17 protein-coding genes and 1 pseudogene are annotated in these 21,192 nt (G+C 36.1%); 3 read left to right on the top strand and 15 right to left on the bottom strand.

Annotated elements, in window-relative coordinates; all coding sequences use genetic code 11:
- The first annotated feature begins 115 nt into the window (after positions 1-115).
- Positions 116-1,996 (top strand): sigma 54-interacting transcriptional regulator, encoded by a 1,881-nt coding sequence (locus tag BUE08_RS00385; protein ID WP_273039867.1) that lies wholly within the window; start codon positions 116-118, stop codon positions 1,994-1,996.
- A gap of 142 nt (positions 1,997-2,138) precedes the next feature.
- Here BUE08_RS00385 and BUE08_RS00380 read toward each other — a convergent pair whose 3' ends face one another.
- The 11 genes from BUE08_RS00380 to BUE08_RS00330 all read right to left on the bottom strand — a co-directional run bounded on the left by BUE08_RS00380 (position 2,139) and on the right by BUE08_RS00330 (position 13,036).
- Positions 2,139-3,326, bottom strand: coding sequence for a CdaR family transcriptional regulator (locus BUE08_RS00380; RefSeq protein WP_286680092.1), 1,188 nt, complete (start codon positions 3,324-3,326; stop codon positions 2,139-2,141).
- 103 nt (positions 3,327-3,429) lie between these two features.
- Positions 3,430-4,386 carry a D-2-hydroxyacid dehydrogenase gene (locus tag BUE08_RS00375; RefSeq protein ID WP_286680091.1) on the bottom strand — a complete coding sequence of 319 codons (957 nt, stop codon included), beginning with the start codon at positions 4,384-4,386 and terminating at the stop codon, positions 3,430-3,432.
- A gap of 101 nt (positions 4,387-4,487) precedes the next feature.
- On the bottom strand, positions 4,488-5,399 hold the full coding sequence (locus tag BUE08_RS00370) for a sugar phosphate isomerase/epimerase family protein (protein ID WP_286680090.1): 912 nt from the start codon (positions 5,397-5,399) through the stop codon (positions 4,488-4,490).
- Entirely contained in the window at positions 5,396-6,352 is a 957-nt protein-coding gene (locus BUE08_RS00365) for a transketolase family protein (RefSeq protein ID WP_286680089.1), read from the bottom strand. The genes BUE08_RS00370 and BUE08_RS00365 overlap by 4 nt, the downstream gene beginning before the upstream one ends.
- Positions 6,352-7,185, bottom strand: a complete 834-nt coding sequence (locus BUE08_RS00360; protein WP_286680088.1) for a transketolase — start codon at positions 7,183-7,185, stop codon at positions 6,352-6,354. The genes BUE08_RS00365 and BUE08_RS00360 overlap by 1 nt, the downstream gene beginning before the upstream one ends.
- Positions 7,186-7,211: 26 nt before the next feature.
- A complete protein-coding gene (locus BUE08_RS00355) occupies positions 7,212-7,883 on the bottom strand; it encodes an aspartate/glutamate racemase family protein (RefSeq protein WP_286680087.1) in 672 nt (223 codons plus the stop codon).
- A gap of 30 nt (positions 7,884-7,913) precedes the next feature.
- Entirely contained in the window at positions 7,914-8,741 is an 828-nt protein-coding gene (locus BUE08_RS00350; RefSeq protein ID WP_286680086.1) for a sugar phosphate isomerase/epimerase family protein, read from the bottom strand.
- A gap of 134 nt (positions 8,742-8,875) precedes the next feature.
- On the bottom strand, positions 8,876-9,871 hold the full coding sequence (locus BUE08_RS00345) for a Bug family tripartite tricarboxylate transporter substrate binding protein (RefSeq protein WP_286680085.1): 996 nt from the start codon (positions 9,869-9,871) through the stop codon (positions 8,876-8,878).
- A 44-nt stretch (positions 9,872-9,915) separates the two neighbouring features.
- Complete coding sequence (locus BUE08_RS00340; RefSeq protein ID WP_286680084.1) at positions 9,916-11,418, bottom strand: tripartite tricarboxylate transporter permease; 1,503 nt, start codon at positions 11,416-11,418, stop codon at positions 9,916-9,918.
- A 19-nt stretch (positions 11,419-11,437) separates the two neighbouring features.
- A complete protein-coding gene (locus tag BUE08_RS00335) occupies positions 11,438-11,890 on the bottom strand; it encodes a tripartite tricarboxylate transporter TctB family protein (RefSeq protein ID WP_286680083.1) in 453 nt (150 codons plus the stop codon).
- Between the two features lie 114 nt (positions 11,891-12,004).
- The gene (locus BUE08_RS00330) at positions 12,005-13,036 is read right to left on the bottom strand and encodes a PdxA family dehydrogenase (RefSeq protein WP_286680082.1); all 1,032 of its coding nucleotides are present in this window, start codon (positions 13,034-13,036) and stop codon (positions 12,005-12,007) included.
- A 941-nt stretch (positions 13,037-13,977) separates the two neighbouring features.
- Here BUE08_RS00330 and BUE08_RS10920 point away from each other — a divergent pair.
- Both BUE08_RS10920 and ltrA read left to right on the top strand, forming a co-directional pair.
- On the top strand, positions 13,978-14,247 hold the full coding sequence (locus tag BUE08_RS10920; protein WP_353682059.1) for a DDE-type integrase/transposase/recombinase: 270 nt from the start codon (positions 13,978-13,980) through the stop codon (positions 14,245-14,247).
- Between the two features lie 606 nt (positions 14,248-14,853).
- Positions 14,854-16,335, top strand: a complete 1,482-nt coding sequence (gene ltrA / locus BUE08_RS00325) for a group II intron reverse transcriptase/maturase (RefSeq protein WP_286680081.1) — start codon at positions 14,854-14,856, stop codon at positions 16,333-16,335.
- An 803-nt stretch (positions 16,336-17,138) separates the two neighbouring features.
- Here ltrA and BUE08_RS00320 read toward each other — a convergent pair.
- From BUE08_RS00320 to BUE08_RS00305, 4 genes and pseudogenes are all read right to left on the bottom strand, one after another.
- Complete coding sequence (locus BUE08_RS00320) at positions 17,139-19,013, bottom strand: sigma 54-interacting transcriptional regulator (protein ID WP_286680080.1); 1,875 nt, start codon at positions 19,011-19,013, stop codon at positions 17,139-17,141.
- 303 nt (positions 19,014-19,316) lie between these two features.
- Positions 19,317-19,820 carry an AbrB family transcriptional regulator gene (locus BUE08_RS00315; RefSeq protein ID WP_286680079.1) on the bottom strand — a complete coding sequence of 168 codons (504 nt, stop codon included), beginning with the start codon at positions 19,818-19,820 and terminating at the stop codon, positions 19,317-19,319.
- 203 nt (positions 19,821-20,023) lie between these two features.
- Positions 20,024-20,499 (bottom strand): annotated as a pseudogene (gene tnpA, locus BUE08_RS00310) (IS200/IS605 family transposase).
- A gap of 242 nt (positions 20,500-20,741) precedes the next feature.
- Positions 20,742-21,192 (bottom strand): glycerate kinase (locus BUE08_RS00305; RefSeq protein ID WP_286680078.1); only part of this gene is annotated, 451 nt, incomplete at its 5' end.

Here is a 21,192-nt window from a genome sequence, read left to right as displayed (position 1 = left end):
GATGGTTCAAAATTAACTAAATTTTTTGTCTAGTCCTGCATAATATTTTTGTTACATAATCAATGATTTTTAGTTTTGTAACTAAATACCAAACTTCATTATAAGGAGTAATAAAATGGATAACAGCATAATATATATAGCGACTACTCCGCAGCAAGCTTTCCGTATACAGGAAGTACTGAAAAAGATGCAATTGTCTTTCCCTATTTATAATGCTTACGGAAATGATGCTGTTGCAATTGCCAAACAGATGGTGAATCAAAATCATACCCGTGTTATTGTTTCAAGGGGCGGAACCGTTGATCGTCTTCGCAAGAATCTTAACGTTCCAGTCATTGATATACGTCATAGCTTTATAGATATTTATCTATCAATGGAAAGGGCTCTGAAAATCAGTGACCGGATAGCTATTGTCGGTTATCCTAACATGTGTGCGGAGGCTATGCGGTATAAAAAAATTATGGGTAAGTCTGTTGAAATTGTGGCTGTAACTTCTGATGCCGAATTTGAAGATGCGATTATTGCACTGAAAGCTCGCGGCATTGAATTGATAATCGGCGGAATGCAAGCTATTTCTGCGGCTCAGCGGCATGGCATGCTCTTTGTTCCGGGTGATGCTGATGAAAATGCAATAACATATGCTACTCATGAAGCATTGACTATGTTGCGTATAGAAAATGAAAGGCTTGAACAATATCAGGCAATACAAGCTATCTTGAATTATACAATCGAAGGGATTTTACAAGTTGATGCCAATGGAAATATCATCCACATAAATAATAATGCTCGGCAACTCCTTGGTCATGATAAAGATTCGATAGTTGATACGCAGCTTGAACGATGGGCTGTAAACACGCTGAATAATGGATCGATATACGTAAATCAACTTATTGAACTTAACGGAATTCCTATCATCCTTAACTGTATACCAATTACTGTCAAGAGCAGCACCGTCGGTGCGATTATAACACTGCAAAGAGAAGAAGATATTATAACACTAGATCACAAGATACGCCATAAAAACGCCGAAAGGGGCTACGTAGCAAAGAAAAATTTCTCAGATATTGTCAGTTGTTCAGATTCAATGGATAAGTTGAAACAGAAGGCAATGCAATATGCGCGCTCAGATAGTACTATTGCTATTTATGGTGAAACCGGAACCGGTAAAGAGGTTCTAGCACAAAGCATTCACAATCATAGTCCGCGCGCGCGTAATCCTTTTGTGGCCATCAATTGCGCCGCCCTACCCGAAAGCATCCTCGAAAGTGAACTATTCGGATATGCAAGCGGTGCTTTTACCGGGGCTCGGCGTGAGGGTCGAGCCGGAATATTCGAGCTTGCGCATCGAGGTACAGTTTTTCTTGATGAAATCAGCGAACTTTCTACGAATGTTCAGGCTAAGTTTTTGCGTGTAATTCAAGAAAAGGAAATATCGCGAATAGGAGACGATCGCATTATTCCTGTTGATGTACGAATTATTGTAGCTAGCAATAAACGCTTATCTGATGTAGTAAAAAACGGAACTTTTCGCGCTGACCTTTACTATCGTCTTAGTGTGCTCGAACTAGAATTGCCTCCGTTAAGAGAACGTCGTGACGATATTCCGCTACTTGTTAAATATTTTCTTGCTGAACGTGGGCTTACAAACACTGTTTCTTTCACTCAAGATGCTCTAGACCTTTTATGTATACAAAGTTGGCATGGTAACGTTCGGGAACTTTCAAATATTGTAGAGCGCATCTTAGCAATTAGTCATGGTTCAACCATTACAAGCCAAGAGGTAGTGGAAGCTATCGGGCATAGTATTGAACAAGAAAGCTTCTTATCTCCATGTCATGAAGATAAATCAAAATCCGGCCCATTGGATGAGGTTCAAAAACAGATGGTAGTGCGTGCGCTTAATCAAGCACATGGTAATCGAACTAAAGCAGCGGAAATTCTCTCAATTAGCACAGCAACACTCTGGAGAAAAATGAAAAAATATAATCTTCTTTAGAAAATGCTTGTTAAAAATTCCTGACCTACAAATCAATTACTATCATAAGATATATGCTTTAATAAAAACCAGCCCCTGCCTCAAAAGATATTGAGTGGAGCTGGTTTGTTATTTTGGACAAAAGATTTAGAATTGCTTCAAGCTATATTTCTTTTATATAAACCGCTCTAAGCAAGACATCCAGCTTTAAAGCGTCATTGAAATCAGACGGGTCAAGACCGGTAAGCTCTTTTATTTTTTCAAGTCTTGAGCTTACCGTATTTCGTGTAACATTGAGGGTTTTAGCTGTTTTAGAGATATTTAAATTAGATGAAAAATAGGTTTTTAAAGTCGTAGTCAACTTCGTATCTTTTAAAAAAGTCTTAGCCTCGCCTTTAGAAACTACCTGGTCAATATACGTATCTATAATTTCTTCGGGCACAGCTGAAAGCATCATTTCAAGGGCAATATCTGATGCAAAAATGAGTTCCGGGAGCGTTTGAGAACCTTTTAAAATTTTTTCTTGTAATTGAAGTGCTTTCACCGCCTCTTTATATGATTTACGGATTCCGGCAAGGCCCGGATAGTATGAGCCCACTCCAATAGAAAACGTGGCCGAATATTTGCTAAGGTTGCGTTTTAAAATTTCTGCGGTTTTACTAAGCTCTTCCTTTACAAATTCAGGGTCTGTTTCATCAGTCGCATAAAGGACGATATAATTATTGCTGCCATTGTGGCTTACCATATGCTGGGGATTGTTAAAAACGTTTTTTATGCAAGCAAGTATTTTTTCTTGTATTTCTTGAGATGCCAACTTTTTATGTCCTGTATTAATGCTTTCTTTTATCTTTACTGCAAGTGCAATCCGATAAATAGTCATGTCAAAACCGAAAACTTGTCCTTTAGTCAAAAACGCATTTATGTCTTGAATGTTACCGTTTATGATGTCGTTTACATAAAGTTCCTTTGCGTTTTGTTCCATACGAAGCTGTTCTGATAAAAATATTTGATTTAGCATTGTTTCAACTGAAATTTTTAGCAGTTGTCCAAACGGCCTTACTTCATCAGGTTCCCCGGTAATTCCAACAACTCCTACGATTCTATCATTAAGGTAAACCGGAAGGTTAACGCCCGGTTTTACACCTTCCAGTTTTTCAGCTTGCTCAGACGTTATTTCCATACTTTTCCCTGTTTTTATAACTTCTGCCGCGCCTTCATGGTAGGTATCTATTCGGGATTTATCGCCACTTCCCACAATTATGCCCAAACTGTTCATAATATTTATATTTTTACCAAGTAGATCTTTAGTTTTTTCAACTATGCTCTGAGCATATTCATGGGTTATTTCCAAAATAATACCCTCCCAGCCCCAACTATTCTATTAATATTATTCTCTACATACATTTACTTATCCTCTTTATTTATTTCAAGTTTTCCTATTTCGTTTAATCATCTTATTTATTTACTACATTAACAGGCCGACCTTCCAAGAAAGCTCTTAAGTTATCTACTGCAATATCCATTAATCTCTGGCGTGATTCTTTTGGCGCCCAAGCAATATGTGGCGTGATAAATATATTCTTTGCTTTAAGCAGGGGATTATCTTCTTTGATAGGCTCTTTTGATACAACATCTAACCCTGCGGCATATACCTTGCCTTGATTTAATGCTTCTGCTAAATCTTCTTCAACTATAAGCTGACCTCTCGCTGTGTTTATTATAATTACGCTGTCTTTCATCTTGGCTATTGTACTCTTATTTATTATACCTTTGTTTTCTTCTGTTAGTGGACAGTGTAAACTTATTACATCTGAATTTTTAAGAAGTTCATCTAAGTCAACATACTTCATGGTTTCGGACTCAAGATCTTTATTTTGATATTTATCATGTGCAAGTACTTTCATGCCAAATGCTTGAGCTATTTTTCCTACCGCTTGCCCTATTCTTCCATACCCAATTACACCCATGTTTTTATCCGCTAGTTCAATGAGGGGATATTTCCAAAAACACCAATCCGGATTATTGGTCCACTCTCCGGCTTTAACAGCTTCGCTATGCGCGGCCACATGGTGACATATCTCCAATATATGTGCAAATACCATCTGAGCTACTGATGCTGTCCCGTATGTTGGTATATTAGTAACTGGTATACCTTTTTCTTTTGCGGCATTAATGTCAACTACATCATAACCTGTAGCAAGAACTCCAATATATTTAATATTTGTTTTTTCTAAAACTTCTCTTGTTATCGGCACTTTATTTGTAAATACTATTTCTGCATTGCCTATTCTTTCTATGATTTTATCGTTGGGTGTCCGATCATATACTGTTAAGTCACCTAGCTTTTTAAGATCTTCCCATGATAAATCACCGGGGTTTAACGTATATCCATCTAAAACTACTATTTTCATTTGCATCCTCCTTAATTTTATGGATCTATGTGATCTAAATTTTTGTAAAAGCTAGATCGTATTTTATTTATAGAGCAAACCCTAGTCTAATATTTATTACATTAAATTAGTGACCATGCTCGATTAAGAACTCTTTTGGCATTAGCAACTACAAGATCCGGATTCTCACCTTTCCAACCTTGAACCTCAAAGCTGACTATCGGAGGTTTTTCAGGATTCAAAAATCCTATATACAATAATGTCCTTAAGTATTCTGTAAGCTCTTCCACATCATTTTCACTGTTAGGGAATCCAAACCTTGGATGTTTATCGCCATAAGCAGGCATTGAAGGATCTTCCATTACGCAATTACCCATATGTGCATGTACTATGTAGTCTTTTATCGGAAACAGTGATTCTTCTACAGTTTCATGCAATAAAGGAATATGACTTAAATCTACCATTAACCCAAAGTTATCATAATCTTTTCTGATTTCTTCAGCAAATTTCCTTGCCAATAGAGCTGGTCCTATTAATGATTTTTTATCTATATCATAATCGAATACTTCAAGGGTAATAGTTAGGTCACCTTTTGATTTGGCATATTCGCACATTTCTTTAGTAGATTCTACTAAAGCTTGATAAGCCTTTCCCCTTTTATCTTCTGGGTATTTCCCGCTCAAGTATTGATACCCTACTGCACCCATTTCATAAGCCTCATCTATCCCTTCTTTAAGGGTTGTTAATGCTTTCAATCTTCCTTCTTCATTTAAATCATTGATATTAAGTCCTGTTGTCAATAGCCTTGGCGAACTGCAATATGCCACAGTCATATGAGCAGTGTCAAGGATTTTCTTAGCTCTCTTCCTAATTTCCGCATCTTTAATCCATGTAATTTCAACTGCATCAAAGTAATCATCTACAGCTATCTTTTTTAAAGTTTCTTCAATAGGACCATCGCCCCTCATTGTTTCAGGATAGGCCATACAGTGGATTAATCCAACTTTCATATATTTATGCATTGATTCAATCATTCAGAAGCACTCCTTTGTTTTGTTTTATTTAAAACTTCTTGAACCTTTTCTGTAATTTTCTCTGCTGTAAGACCATACTTATCTAAAAGCTGTCCATACTCACCTGATTCAGCAAATATGTCTTGTACGCCTACGTTTACTGCATACACCGGATAATTTCCAACCAGAACCTCTGATACTGCACCATATAAGCCTCCGTATATTCCATGTTCTTCTGCCACTACAATTGCTCTGGTATTTTTAGCGCAATCAATAACAAGCTCAGTATCTATGGGTTTTATTGTATGAATATTTACTACTCTAGCATTTATACCTCTTTTATTTAGCATATCAGCTGCTTCCAAAGCTTTATGAACCATTAATCCTGTAGCAATAATACTAACATCTTTGCCTTCCTTGAGCTTAACTCCTTTGCCAACTTCAAAATTATAATCGTCGGAAAAAATTATAGGCATTTCTGCCCTGCTTAGTCGCAAATACACAGGCCCATCTATATTCAATGATGCCTTAACTGCTTTTTTTGTTTCTATGGCATCGCAAACCGAAACTACGGTCATATTTGGAAGTGCTCTAAAAAATGCTATATCCATATTAGCGTGATGGCTTGCACCATCATAACTGTCCGATAATCCAGCATACGCACCACATATTTTTACATTTAAGTTTTGGTATGCAATTAGGCTTCGAATGGGATCACCGGCTCTTAACATCATAAAAGCTGCAAATGTGTTAATAAAGGGTGTTTTGCCCATCAATGCCATACCAGCTGCCATACCTGCCATGTTAGCCTCAGCTACACCCACATTATAATATCTGCTAGGGAATTCCCTGCCAAATAGTATACTTTTAGTGGAATTTGATACGTCAGCGTCTAAAACCACTACATCTTCACGTTGTCTTCCAATTTCAACCAGTGTTTCGCCGTATGCATCTCTTATTGCTTTTTTTATCATCAGTGCTCACCTCCTAACTCGCTTAAGGCTTTGGCATATTCTTCATCTCCAATAGCCTTTCCGTGCCATTCATTTTTACCTTCCATAAATGAGATTCCTTTTCCTTTTATAGTATGAGCTATTATAGCTATAGGTTTATGTTTTAACAATTTCGCAGCATCTATAGTATTAGAAAATTCTTTTATATCGTGACCATCACTTTCTAACACATGCCATCCAAACGCTTGCCATTTATCCTTTAAAATGCCTAATGGCATTATCTCTTCAATAGTCCCATCTAGTTGCACTCCATTATTGTCAATTATCGCAATCAGGTTATCTAATTTGTACTTACTAGCTGCCATAGCAGCTTCCCAGACTATGCCCTCTTGTATTTCTCCATCGCCCATGAGCGCATAAATGAAATTTTCTGTTTTGTCTGCTTTCGCAACAGCAGCCATTCCCACGGCTGCGGATATCCCTAATCCTAGAGGACCCGTAGAAAGCTCGACTCCAGGAGTTTTTTCTGCACAAGGATGCCCTTGTAACCTGCTATTTATTTGTCTTAAGCTTTTAAGCTCTTCCTTCGGGAAAAATCCCATCTCGGCCAAAATTATATACAGCATCGGCGCAGCATGCCCTTTAGATAAAATAAATCTGTCTCTATCCGCGGATTTAAAGTTCTTTGGATTTATATTCATTTTTTCAAAATACAACGTGGTTAATATCTCAGTACAGGAAAGAGAACCACCGGGATGACCAGTTTGTATATCATGTAATAAATTTATTAGATCTATTCTAAATTGTCTACATTTTTGCTCAAGAAATTTAACCCTATCAGGTGTTAATGACACTTTTCCACCTCCCAAAAACTTGTATTTTACTTATTGTTAGTTTTTGAATCTGTAAGTATGCTTTTCAATTGTTCTATGCAAAGTTTTGGACTGGAAAGCACCGGAATTTGGCATATCTTAGCTATATCTTCCTCTATCTCTGCCATTGATGCTTGTGCGAGCACTACTACATCCTGATCTTTTATGCAACATGCCTTTTTCATAATGATTTCATTATGCCACGCAATATCCCCTGATTTCATTGCTGCATAAGCATCGGGACATCTAATTATAGAAAGTTGTATTTTTTTGTTCGATTTAGCGGCTTCCCTATATAAGCCCTGCGTAGTAGGTATTATAGTGCTTTCTGCTGTCGCTATAACAGCAATATTTGACCCAATTTCAACTGCTTTTTTGAGCATAGCTTCGTCAATGGCAATCAGCGGTACATTAATAAAAGGTTTTACTAATTCAACAGTAGGCGATAATGTTGAGCAAGTTACAACAATTGCATCGGCATCTGTCATCTCTGCACATTTAATAATTTTAAAGAGTCTATTCATATTTTTTATTGTAAATTCTCCACGTTCGGCGGGATCTGCTGCTAAATATTCATCTAATGTATTTGTAATCTTAATATCTTTAATTGCAGTTTTTACCTTCTCTCCAAAAGTTTCTAAAACCAGCTTAACCGTGTGTATCAATGCTACTTCTTTCATCTCATCACCTCGCATTATATTTTAGCTATTTCATTCATTTATTTTATCTCGAATTACGTTAAGGTGTTTAATTGCGTTTATTGCTGCTGTTTCTTGGTCTGGAATTTGAAATATCTCTGTACAAAAAGCGCCGCTATAACCAGTTTCTTTAAAAGTCCTTAAGATTTTTTCAAAATCTAGTCCGCAATGGCCCGGATATCGTCTGTTATTATCAGCTAAATGAACATGAATGTTATATTTTGAATATTTTTTAATTGTAGCTATTATATCTCTTTCTTCTATATTTAAATGAAAAATATCCATCATTATTTTAAAGTATTCATTATCGACATCATCTACAACTTTAATTGCTTCTTCTACAGTATTTATAAAATTTGTTTGCATTATAGTAACACTTTCCAGTGCAATTTTTACCCCTTTTTTACCCGCATATTCACTTATATCTTTGAAGGCATCAATCGCATATCCATAAGAAACTTCTTTAGGAAGTTCCTCGCAGTATTGTCCCCTCACTCTTCCAATATTAATATAAGCCCCTAAGTAAGACGCAAAATCAATTATTTCTTTAACCCGAGATCTTGCATATGCTCTTATTTCAAGATTTTTATCCATAAAGGAAAGCTTTTCTTGGCCATATATTTCTCCAGTACACACCATTACAATATCAAGTTTGTTTTTTTCTGCTTCCCTTTTTATAATATCCCAGTTTAAAAGTCTAGGATTCAGTGTCATAAGTTCAACACCATCATAACCAAGTTCCCCTAACCTTCCAAAAGTATAACTGGTGCACCCTTGAAAAGCAGTAACCGAAGGAGAAATTGCTACATCTGGTGTTGCAACTTGATAACATAATTTCACTTGAGCACCCCCTCAGAATGGTTTAATTAACAACAATCTTTTATTTCTTTAATACCAAAAAACTTTTGTATACACTGAGTCATTCTTTTGCTGTTGCTCAAATTTTAAAATTTGAGCAACAGCAAAAACTATTATTATTTCTCCAAGGTTTTCAAATAATCTTCTTGATAATCTTTCATATACTTGGCAGCTTCATTAAAAGGCATGTATTTTGATGTTAGCATGTATTTTTCTATATAATCCTTTTGCCATTTTTCAGTTTCTGACACTTTTCTTAAAGCATCGCTCCAGAACTCTACTGCCTCATCAGGTGTAGATGCTGGTGCTACAACGCCGCGCCATACTGGACATTCTACATCTTCATAGTCGCCAACTTCGCTCAATAATGGTACATCAGCAAGTATTCCACTGAAATGTTCAGAAGACAAGGCAACTACCGGTTCCATATCCTTAGATTCAATGTATGGCATGGCGGCGGCAGGCTTACTTATTGCAAAGTCAACGTGGCCTCCCATTAATGCGGTAAGAGCTTCCGAAGTAGAATCATACATGATATAAGCCATCTGAGTATCATCTAGTCCCAAAGATTCCAGCATTTTATTGTAGGTTAAGACATCATCGCCTTTAGAACCTCCGATTACCACTTGCGTTCCTGATTTTGCTGCCGCTATTCCTTCCGCAAAATCAGCATATTTTGTTTTTTTGCCTTTTAACAATAATTGCCTATCTACCGCCATAATAGCAATGGGTTTAAAATTTTCAATCCTTAAATCGGTGTTTTGTACCATTGGCATTAAATCACCACTATTAAAAGTTAACAACATATGACCATCATCTTTAGCCTGACTCACTTGGCGCCTTCCTACTTCGCCTCCACCGTCCGTCTGATAAGTAATAATAATTGGTTGACTAACAATATTCTCTTTTTGCATAATATCCATAATTGTTCTTGTAAAAATATCACTGCCTCCACCTGGACTTGAAGTTACAACCCATTCGATGCTCTTAGAAGGTTCCCAACTTTTTACCTCTGCCTCTTGCTTAACATTATTGCTACTTTCGCTACAACCCGCTATTAACATTGAGAAACTCATTACTAAAATAAGAAGTAGATTCAACTCTCGCTTCATCTTATTGCCTCCCTAATTTTTCTTTTTTAAATTAAATTTTCGTTTTAACTAATTGGCTCTTTCTTAAATTTATATAAAATCTTTTTTATTGCAGGTGATAGAAGGAAAATGAAGAAAATTGTCATGAAAAAAGCGGCGATCGGTTTTTCAAAGAAAATCGAAATACTGCCTTCTGATATAATAAACGCTCTTCTCGCATTAACCTCCAATATTTTGGATAATACCACTGCTAGTATTAAGGGTGCTATTGGGTAGTCGTTCTTGTCTAAAATATATCCTAGTAAACCTGATAAAAGCATTACAATCACGCCATACATCGAATTAGTTGTACTATACGAACCAATAATGCAGACTACTGTAATAGCAGGAATCATAAGACCTGCCGGAACAGAAACTACTTTGACCAAGAATGGTATACATAGTATAGCTATTAATAATGTGATTATATTAGCCAAAAATAATGAGGAGATTAGTCCCCAAGCAAAATCAGGATTTGTACTAAACAGTAGAGGCCCCGGATTAAGGCCCCACATCATAAGGCCTGCCAAAAGTACTGCACCAGTACCGGAACCAGGTATGCCCAAGGCTAGAAGAGGTGCAAATGCTCCGGCGGCAGCAGCATTATTAGCTGATTCACATGCAGCCACTCCTTCAATAGCTCCGGTTCCCAATGGTTCCTCACTTTTAAAAATTTTTTGCACAGCATATCCTATAAAAGCAGCTGTTGTAGCTCCAGCTCCTGGCAGCACTCCAACAAAAGTGCCCAATAGACCAGAACGCAGCGCAGGTGGCAAGAGCCGTTTCACCTCATGGCGCGTAAGTAGGCTGTCACGAATAGATATATTCATATCGATTTTATTAGGTTGTAATCTATCTGTCATCATTTTCATTACCTGAGAAAAACCTACGACTCCAATCACTAGCGGAGTAAAGGGAATTCCTCCCAATAAATAAACATTATTAAAAGTATAGCGTGGTTCACCTGTTACTGTATCTATGCCTATACAAGCTATCAATATGCCAACAAGAGTAGAAATAATACCTTTTGTAGGATTTTCGTCTAAAAGCCAGCTAATAGATGTCATGGCCATCAATAATAAGGCAGTCATTTCAGCCGGACCGAAGTTGAGACCAAAACGTGCTAGTGCAGGCCCTACAAAAGTTAAAATAATCATGCCTATTAATCCACCGATAAAGCTAGACATGTTAGCTGTCAAAAGAGCCTTTCCTGGTTTCCCTTTTTTCGCCATGGGGAAGCCGTCTAATGTAGTCATAATTGCCGGACTGTCGCCTGGTATATTGATTAATATGGCACTATATGCACCGCCAAACATATTTGAATAGTAAAGTGATCCTAACATTATAATTGCTGTCGTAGGATTGAAATTATATGTTATAGGTAATAACAAAGCCACTCCAGCAAGGCTTCCGATCCCAGGCATTGCACCAACTATAATACCCATTACAGCACCCGCTGCAGCTGCAGCAAAATTTTGTAAAGTCATCGCTACTTTAAGACCATAAAGTAAGTAGGATAAATTTTCCATAATAATACTGTCCTCCTTTCTACATTATCATCGTTTGAAGTAAAATACCCTTTGGAAATTGTACATCTAACCATAAAACAAATATCCCAATAACAATACAACCAATAAACAGCATTGCAGTTATTGTAGTTTTCCATGAGAACTTTTCAACATATCTTGCCCATACAAGAACGTATATTAAAACAGTTGGTATCATTCCAATAAGATAACTTGCTGCTATAATTAATACAACCGACAAGGCAGGTAGCCAATTTTCTTTAGGAAATATCGGTGCTTTTTCATGAAGCGCTTGCAAAATCGCTAAAATACTAGTAAGTAAAAGCGCTATGCTAACCAGTGTAGGATAGAATCCACTCATGGGACCTTTGCCGTTCTGCCAAAAACCATATTTAGTCATACCAAGATAAATAAAAGCAATAGACACAATCGCCGTTAAGATAGGAATTAAAATTTTTGTATTAATATTCTTCAAACATTTTGCCTCCCCTGCTAAGTTTTATTTCAATATTCAATTAACAATTCTAGATAATTTTAAATCAATTGTGCTAATCGCCAAACTTCTCGAATATCTGGCATTATCTTTGATTTATTTTTTGAGTTCTCTGTTTTTATCAAAAATAGCCATTTTTGCTGTCATTTTTATCGCATTTTCAAAAGCTGTTGTTTTTGCTATGCCTTTTCCGACTATGTCATAAGCCGTGCCATGGGAGCATGTTGCAATCGGTGCAGGAAAGCCCGCAGCTACAGTTACACCTTGCTCAAAACCTTTGAGTTTCATGGCAATTTGCCCTTGATCATGATACATAGTTACAGCAACATCAAATTCTCCGTTAAACACTTTGCAAAATAATATATCTGATGGAAATGGACCTGAAACATTAATTCCATTCTTCGATGCTTCTTTAATAGCTGGTATTATTACATCAATTTCCTCTGTTCCACATAATCCATTCTCGCCCGCATGAGGGTTTAATGCGGCTATTGCTATTCTTGGATTTGAAATATTAATCCGTTTCAAAGTTTTATCTGCAAGTATAATCGCCTTTAAGATAGATTCTTTTGTTAATTTACTGCTTACATCTTTTAAAGGAATATGGCTTGTAACCCTGGAAGTCCAAACATTATCTAAGACATTCATTTCTCCATAAGGTCCATCACATTCAAAATAATATGCAAATAACATTTGCTCACTTTCGAAGTCATGGCCTCCTAATCTGAGAGCTGCCTTATTAAGAGGAGCAAAAGTAAAACCATCTATTTTACCCATTTTAAAAAGATTTATAGCGGTTATTAACAATTCTCCTGTAGCTTTACCACTATATGCACTGATCTTTCCTTGTTCTATCTTAGATGGATCAAGATTTTTTTGATCGAGAACTGGTATACCTTTATCCCAAGTAACCTCATCTATGTCTTCGAAAACTGCATATAAAAAATTTACTCCTGCATTTTTCATTCCGAGTTTAAGCACTCTTAGATCTCCTATTATAATAGGTAAACAATATTTTTGATAAAAATTTTTTGCCGCGACTTTGGCCACAATTTCTGGACCAATACCTGTTGCATCACCCACGACTATTCCTATCACTGGTTTTTGCTTCAAAATTTTATTTAACAAATTTTTGCCTCCTAATTTTAGTAAAATAAGGCTAGCCTGTTATTAATATAAAGCATAAACCATGCCAACATTGCCCGTCAGCATGGTTACTTAATTGGTCCCTTACTTCCTGTCGCAATAAATTTTCAAATCTGTCAAATAATGAAACATTATCGTTCATATATGAAACATGTATTGTTTTAATATGAAACATATATTTTTGCTTTATGCATATGCTGATTTTTATTGTAAAAAATGTTTACTTAATCCTTCTATAGAAAATATTTACAGTCTTAGAACATGATATGGCAAATGCCGTGCTAATTGTAATAAACTACAAGTTAAACATAAACAATTCCTCCCGGAAATCATAAACTATATTTAGGAGGATGAGAAAAATGGTAAGAAGACAATTTACAAAGCAGTTTAAGGAAAATGCTTTAGCCTATGTCCATGACAATTTAATCTAAGTGTTAATGCTTGTGCGTGCAATCTAGGCATCAGCACAAGCACGCTCCATAGTTGGATAAAAAAGCCAAAGAGGCAGGAGAGGTCCATCGAGGCTTGCAAAACTATGCATCCTGCAAGCTAAAGAAAATGCTCTCCAAAAAGGGAATTGTATGATACAAAAGATGCTCTTGAAATCTTAAAAAGCCATCAATCCTTTACGACTGACCAGGGAGATCTTCTCTCAAACATCAAAGCGCAAAGAAGAATTCAAGAAAGAAGCCTTGCCCGCCTTAATGAAAGCTAAGTGCTGCGGATTCTAGGCGTATCTTAAAACGCTATAACAGCTTCAAGGAAGAAAGTCCGGTAAAGGTAACAAGTGAGCACCTAAACAGAAGATAAAGATTAATCCTCGACATTTACATACAATCAAATGCGAATATAGGTGCTTTAAAAATCACGAAGAAGCTTGAGAAAATGGGTATTAAAATCGCCGAAAGACCGCCCGCGACTATATGCGCAAGATGGGTATTAAAGCCCGTTATATCAAGCCTTTTATCAAAACTACCGTTAATCCTGATTTCGATAATAACCTTAAAAATCTTCTTAACGAACAATTTAACCCCAAAAAACCAAACGCAATTTGGTGCTCAGATATCACCTATATTTATACCAAAGATGGATTTGTTTGCTTGACCAGTATTATGGACTTATTCTCACGAAAAATCATTGCTTGGCGACTGTCTGAAATGCTTGAAGCAAAATGGGTAGGCAAGTGTTCTTGAGGCCAAGAAAAGAGACGTACTACACAGCCCTTGGTTCTTCACTCTGATCGAGGATCTTAGGTGCGACAAGAAGTCGCGTAATATATTGTTGAAAGACTACCCTATCATTCGGCGTAACTCTATCGTGACTAGCGTAGATGGTAACGTCCGGGTTAGAAAGCTCACGAGACAATGTGGAAGTCCGAGCAGCCTAAAACTGGGACAACTGCTAGAGTAAGAATGCTATGGAGAACGTAAAGTGAATCATTGTAGAAATCGTTACGCTGGAGAAAGCGAAATAGGCTGAAACACTTTGACCAAAAGGTATGGAGTCAAGCAAAGACTATCTGTCAAACCAATGCGAATGGATGAAGAACTCCCGGTTTAAAGGTGGCTCCTAAGGCATTCACAATTATGTATTATGCAAAACTTGGTAAACCCTATATATTCCTCTCTAAAGAGGTATCGAACTGTAAGGGGATGAAACGACATAGAGGGCAGACGAAAAGGATAAAAAGCAAACGCCGATTTTGTAATAAAATCGGATAAGGGTTCAAAATTTGCCTTGACCTGAAAAGGTGCAGACTTATCCAACGGTATTTCTTAGTGGGAAAGGATTGTAAACCTATGAATTTTAGTAACTCAACGACGGGTAAAACCGAGAGTCTAAAAGGCACAAAAATGCTTGCCAATCAATGGGAATCCATTGATTGGTCTAAAGTCGAATATGAGGTTAATAGGCTACAGACCCGAATCGCCAAGGCAACGGCAAATGGTGACAGAAATAAAGCTAAACGGTTACAATATCTGCTCACCCACTCTTTTTCAGCCAAAGCTTACGCAGTAAGAAAGGTAACTACCAATAAAGGTAAAAACACTTCAGGTGTAGACAAGAAACTTTGGTCAACATCTGCATTTAAAATGAAAGCTGTACTTTCTCTTACCGACAAACACTATCGAGCAAAGCCTCTCAAACGTGTATATATTGCAAAGAAAGGTAAAAACAAAAAGCGTCCATTAGGAATACCAACTATGTATGATAGAGCCATGCAAACCTTATATGCTCTAGCACTTGAATCTATCGCTGAGACTAAAGCGGATACCATCTCCTTTGGTTTCCGTCGAGGACGAAGTGCAAAAGATGCGTGTGAACAAATCTTCTATGTGCTCGCTAGAAAATGTTCACCAACGTGGATACTTGAAGGAGATATTAAAGGCTGTTTCGACAATATAAATCATGAATGGTTACAATACAACATTCCAATGGATAAAAGAATCATGAAACAATTCCTAAAATCAGGTTTCATATATGAAGGAAAACTGTTCCCAACAGAAATAGGTTCACCACAAGGAGGAGCCCTCTCAAGTTTATACGCCAATATGACATTAGATGGTCTTGAGAAAGTAATTCAAGATAAATACCATCGAAATTCCAAAGGTAACATAGCAAGCCATTATCGAGCTAAAACGAAAGTTAATTTAGTTCGATATGCTGATGACTTCATCATCACAGTAAACTCAAAAGAGACTGCAGAAGAACTTAAATGTGTCGTCAGCAAATTCCTTGAATCTAGGGGACCAAAGTTATCAGAAGAAAGGACCATGATAACACATATAAATGACGGCTTCGATTTTCTTGGATGGACATTTAGAAAATTCAAAGTAAAAATTATTGTCAAACCTTCAAAGAGTTCAATCAAAAGCCTGATTAGGAAATTCTCTACCATCATACTAAAAGAAGGAAAAGCAAGTACACAATCTGATTTAATAAGGAGACTAAACCAAGTAATTAGAGATTGGACTAACTACCACAAACACGTTGTAGCAAATCAAGCATTCTCTTATGTCAACAATATACTTTATCGCTTATTATATTTATGGGCTAAACATCGCCATCCTGGCAAGAGCAAATGGTGGCGGTTAAACAGGTATTGGCACGTAAAAGATGGGAAACCGTGGGTATTCGTGACTGACGATTACACTCTCATTAATCTCAGACGAATAAAAATCGTCAGACATCCAAAACTACAAATTTCGAAAACACCTTTCTTAGATAAGAAATACTTTATCAAAAGAAGAATGAAACTTCGCATGCTCGTTGCCGCCTGAAAATGGTGAAGAAATGCTTGAGCCATATGAGCTGGAAACTCTCACGTACGATTCTTAGACGAAGAAAAGGGAGCAATCCCTTTTCTTTAGTCGAGTATATCTGTGGAAACTACTTTGAAGCTCTAAATACAATTATGCCTAGCTATTCTCAAAAAGCTAGCCCATGGCAAAATGCTTGTATTAAATCCTTTCACGCCTTAATCAAGAGAGAGTGGTTATATTGCTTTAAAATCAAGAACTTCGGCCATGCTTATAAACTTGTTTTTGAATATATTGAGACTTGCAAAACCATAGTCACTGTGGATAGTTATCGTCAAAAGAGTATGAAGGTTATTATTATGCTCAGCTGAGAAAGTCTTTAGCGAAAACTGGATAATAAGGAATTGTACCCGTTTGGGTGGTACTATTTATTACATAGTGCCAACTTTCTTTAAATTTCATACTAGCTGGTTGCCTTATTATAATGTGAAATTTTAACATGCAAAAAAGTAGGAAAACAACGGGTAAGTGTAAAAACCTCATCATTTTCAATAGTATTACTTTAAAAATAACTCAACAGTAAGAAAATTGTAAAAAGGAATTCACAACAGCAGGGAACGTTGCACTTTCTATTCACTTTCTATTAGTATATATTGAATGCAACCGCTAACTAAATTTCCCCCCTCTCTAATTATTGTAATTGTTGAAAAGCATTATTGCTAATTGAGCTCTAGATTTGTTGTATTAACTTCTTAAAGGACTCTGTATTATTGGCATGAGCCAGCTGTATACTTATAACAAAAAAGATATAGGTCTTCGAGATATTAGTATTTATTCTCAATATTCATTTCTTTTAACTTCCTCCACAATGTAGTTCTGCTAATTCCAAGTCTTTTAGCTGCTTTCGTTTTATTAAAATCCGTTTCTCTTAATACATTTGTTATAGTTTCTTTTTCAGCATATTTAAGAGAATATTGAGAGTGTGCCTTTTGAATTTCTGTAACTATACTTTCAGGATTTATATTCACAAAATATTTGCTACTACTATAATTAATTTGTTTTCTAATATCTTGTTCAGTAATCTCGCCTTTCTCGTCTAGGACAATCAATCTTTCGCAAATGTTTTTAAGTTCTCTTATGTTACCGGGCCAAGCGTATTGGCTTAAAGCTTCATAAGCTGCTATAGTTATCAGAGGCGCAGTTTTTTTGAATTTTTCTGCATACTCATGTATAAAAATATTAAATAAAAGCTTTAGATCTTCTATTCGCTTTCTTAGTGGTGGTATATTAAGATGCAATACATCTAATCTATAAAATAAGTCTTGCCTAAAATCACCATTTTCTATCTTCTTTGGTAATTCTGTGTTTGTTGCTGAAATTACCCTTACATTTACCGGGATCACTTTGCTGTCACCTATTCTTCTAACTTCATTTTCTTGTAAAACTCTCAGAAGTTTTGCCTGCAAATTTGGTGGCATCTCTCCTATCTCATCCAGAAATATAGTTCCATTGTGCGCTAATTCAAACAATCCAGCTTTTCCGCCCTTTACTGCGCCTGAAAAAGCTCCTTCTACATATCCAAAAAGTTCACTTTCTAAAAGATTTTCGGGCAAAGCTGCACAATTTACAGCTACAAATGGCTGCTCTGTTCTAATACTCGCACTATGTATGCTTTGGGCAAATAATTCTTTACCTGTTCCTGTTTCACCTATAAGTAATATATTTGAGTCAACTTGGCTAAATTTATATGCCGTTTCTATCGTTGCCTTTAATTCACTGCTCTTTCCTGCAATATCGTTGAAAGTATATTTAGCAACAAGCCCTTTTTTACCAAGTTCTCTTCTAATTTTACTTTCTATTTCCTGAATCTCATCAACATTCTGAATGGATATGACAGCTCCTTCTTTCTTTTCATTCACTTTGATAGGATTAATATTAACTACTGCCAGTTTATCTCTTATCTTATATATGGCACCGCTTAGTTTTTCTGCTTTTTTTATTGCATTTAATACTTCAGGTTGCGAAAAAATTTTTTTTACTGTAATTTCATTAATTTTACAATTTTGATCAATATCTAAATTTCTATAAGCAGTCTTATTAATAGCACTTATATATCCATCTTTGTCCACGGCTATTATGCCGTCCTTTGCTTTATCTAATATTATTTTTAAAAGCTCTGTCTTAGCTCTTTCTTTCGTTACAACGTCCGCTGAATTTATTGCCTCTCGTATTGCTTGCCTTATTGCTTCTTTTCCAGTCTTTATCCACACCGAATTCCAGCCCATGCTCTTGGCTATGTTATACGTCATTAAGCCCCCAACAATTGCTTCACAATTATTCTTTCTAGCCATTTCTAAGGCTTCTACCGCTCCCTGCTCATTCTTAATTTGAAAAGTATGAAGTTTAACATTCATTATTTTATTCAGACTCTCAGCACCAAAAATCATTGATTCTGACCCAATAACTGCAATTCTTTCTGTATTGAAACTGCGTTTACATTCATCAATTGCCCTTATAACGTCATAACCAGTTACTGCTATTTCAATCACTGGTATATCCTTTAATTTTTCTTTTAAAGCTAGATAAGTTACTCCTCTTGCGATTACTATATCGGAAAAAAAACTCCTTGTTGAAACTTCTTTAGTACCAACCATATAAGTTGTTTTGAAGTTTATGCCTTCTTCTTTTACATCAGCCAAAGAACTCGAAACCTCATTTGTAATTTCATTGTAAGGTATAACAAAAGTAATATCTACCAAATTTTGATTTCATCCTCTCTCTTTAATCTTAAAGACTAAGCAAATGCATTGGCAGTTTTCACGCTAATATTAGTATATGGGTTTAGGCATCAAAAATGAATATAACAAATGGGGTCTGATCCCATATAGCTAGATAATATCTTTATATTTTTTACAAAATTATACTTTTGGTTTAAATTTAGTATTGTATTTAGCTAAAAGTCAGTTAGGCTATAAAGAAAGATAATGATTTTTGTAATAAAACTATTTGCTATTTGATGCTATTTGCGTTTTAGTCGCTTTGGATACTAATATTAAGAGCAACGGATAAATTATTACAATAAGAACTCTTCTTACTGTTTGTATAGTCAATACTGCAACATGGTTTACCTTATAAGACTGTGATAAAATTATCATTTCTTGCATGCCTCCTGGCACGCTACCAAATAAAGATGTATAGAGGTCAATGCCTGTAAGTATATTTACAACAAAACCTGTTACTATACCAAAAATTGCTAAAATAACTACAACCAATAATGCAGGTACTGCATAGTGTTTAAGTTCTACCAGAACATCACTCGTAATATCAAGACCTAAAAAACCACCTATAATAATTTGAGCACCAATATTTAATAACTTGGGCATTTGCGGTTCCGCTTCAAAAATATTCATTGCGCCTACGCAAACCATTGCACCTACCATTTCGCCCGCAGGGAACTTAAGATAATGACCAATCAAACCACCTACTAAAGCCGCCATAAAAGTCAAAATAATTTTATTCGTAATTAAAACCTCCGTTCATATGTTTAAATTAATTTTAAGTAAAATCATCTGACATAGTCAGTACCACCAGCTTAGCTGGCGGCTTGATTAAGCCCTATAAGGGCTTGTTACTGGCGGCGCTACTCGCGCTCTGAAAAAACTGCCAATCGCAAAACTTTCCAGCGGCCACCCTCGTCGGGTGGCTTATTTTATTTGCTCCCTTTTACCTGCTCACCCGTAAACGGGTCTATGTATTCCTTTAAACTTATTTGATCTGCTATTTGATCCTCTTGAAGCTGATTTTGTATATACTTTGCAATTGCATTTTTATTTCTTCCCACTGTATCTACGTAATATCCCCTCGCCTAAAGTGCCTATTTCCGTATTTATATTTTAAATTTGCAAACCTATCAAAAATCATAAGACTGCTTTTACCTTTTAATATTCCCATAAATTTCGATACACTCATTTTCGGCGGTATACTCACTAACATATGTATGCGATCGGGACATGCATTTGCTTCTATTATCTCCATCCCATTTTTTACACATATCTCGCGTAATATTTTTCCGATCTCCGTTTTATACTTTCCATAGATCATTTGTCTTCTATACTTCGGTGCAAATACTATGTGGTATTGACACCTCCATTTTGTATGTGATAAGCTGTCTATGTCGTTACTCATACGACACCTCCTATGATTTTTATGTTTTGCGATTGTCAGTCGCTATTATTTTATCATAGGAGTTATTCTTTGTTATAGTTAATTCTGCTTATAGCTAAAGCCTTTTTATCCACTGGCATAGCCAGTGGATGTCTATGTAATATGGATTTGTGTCAATAATTTAGACACAAATCCATATGCAAAATCTTGAGAAGTTATATAAAATAGATATAAACTAATTCTGTAAACAGTTAATCTCGTATCTATCGTCCTAACCCAAGCCCAACAAATAACAATCTGAACAAATTCTCTGATGTCTTATACAGTAATTCCTCCCCCCTTTCCATTGCTTCCTTAAGGTCCATTGGTTTGTTCACTATACTGAACATCGCTGAAATCCCATATTCATATAATTGCTCATAACCTTCAAGGAGAGAGCCGGAAACACATATTACCGGCTTATTATATTCTTTTGCCACTTGCGCTACTCCAAAGGGAACTTTGCCAAATTTTGTTTGATAGTCGGTAGAACCTTCGCCTGTAAAAATAATATTTGCATCTTTTACTTTTTCCTTAAAATTTGAAAGCTCCATTACAATTTCTATCCCGGGTCTTAGTTGTGCATCTAAAAACGCCATCAAAGCTGCTCCCAAGCCCCCTGCAGCTCCTGCTCCCGGCAAGTCTTTTATATCCTTGCCAAGATCTCTTTTTATT

It is taken from the genome of Tepidanaerobacter sp. EBM-49 (assembly GCF_001896645.1).
In the GTDB taxonomy this organism is placed as follows: Bacteria; Bacillota; Thermosediminibacteria; order Thermosediminibacterales; family Tepidanaerobacteraceae; genus Tepidanaerobacter; species Tepidanaerobacter syntrophicus.
This window is presented reverse-complemented; position numbering and strand designations above follow the sequence as displayed.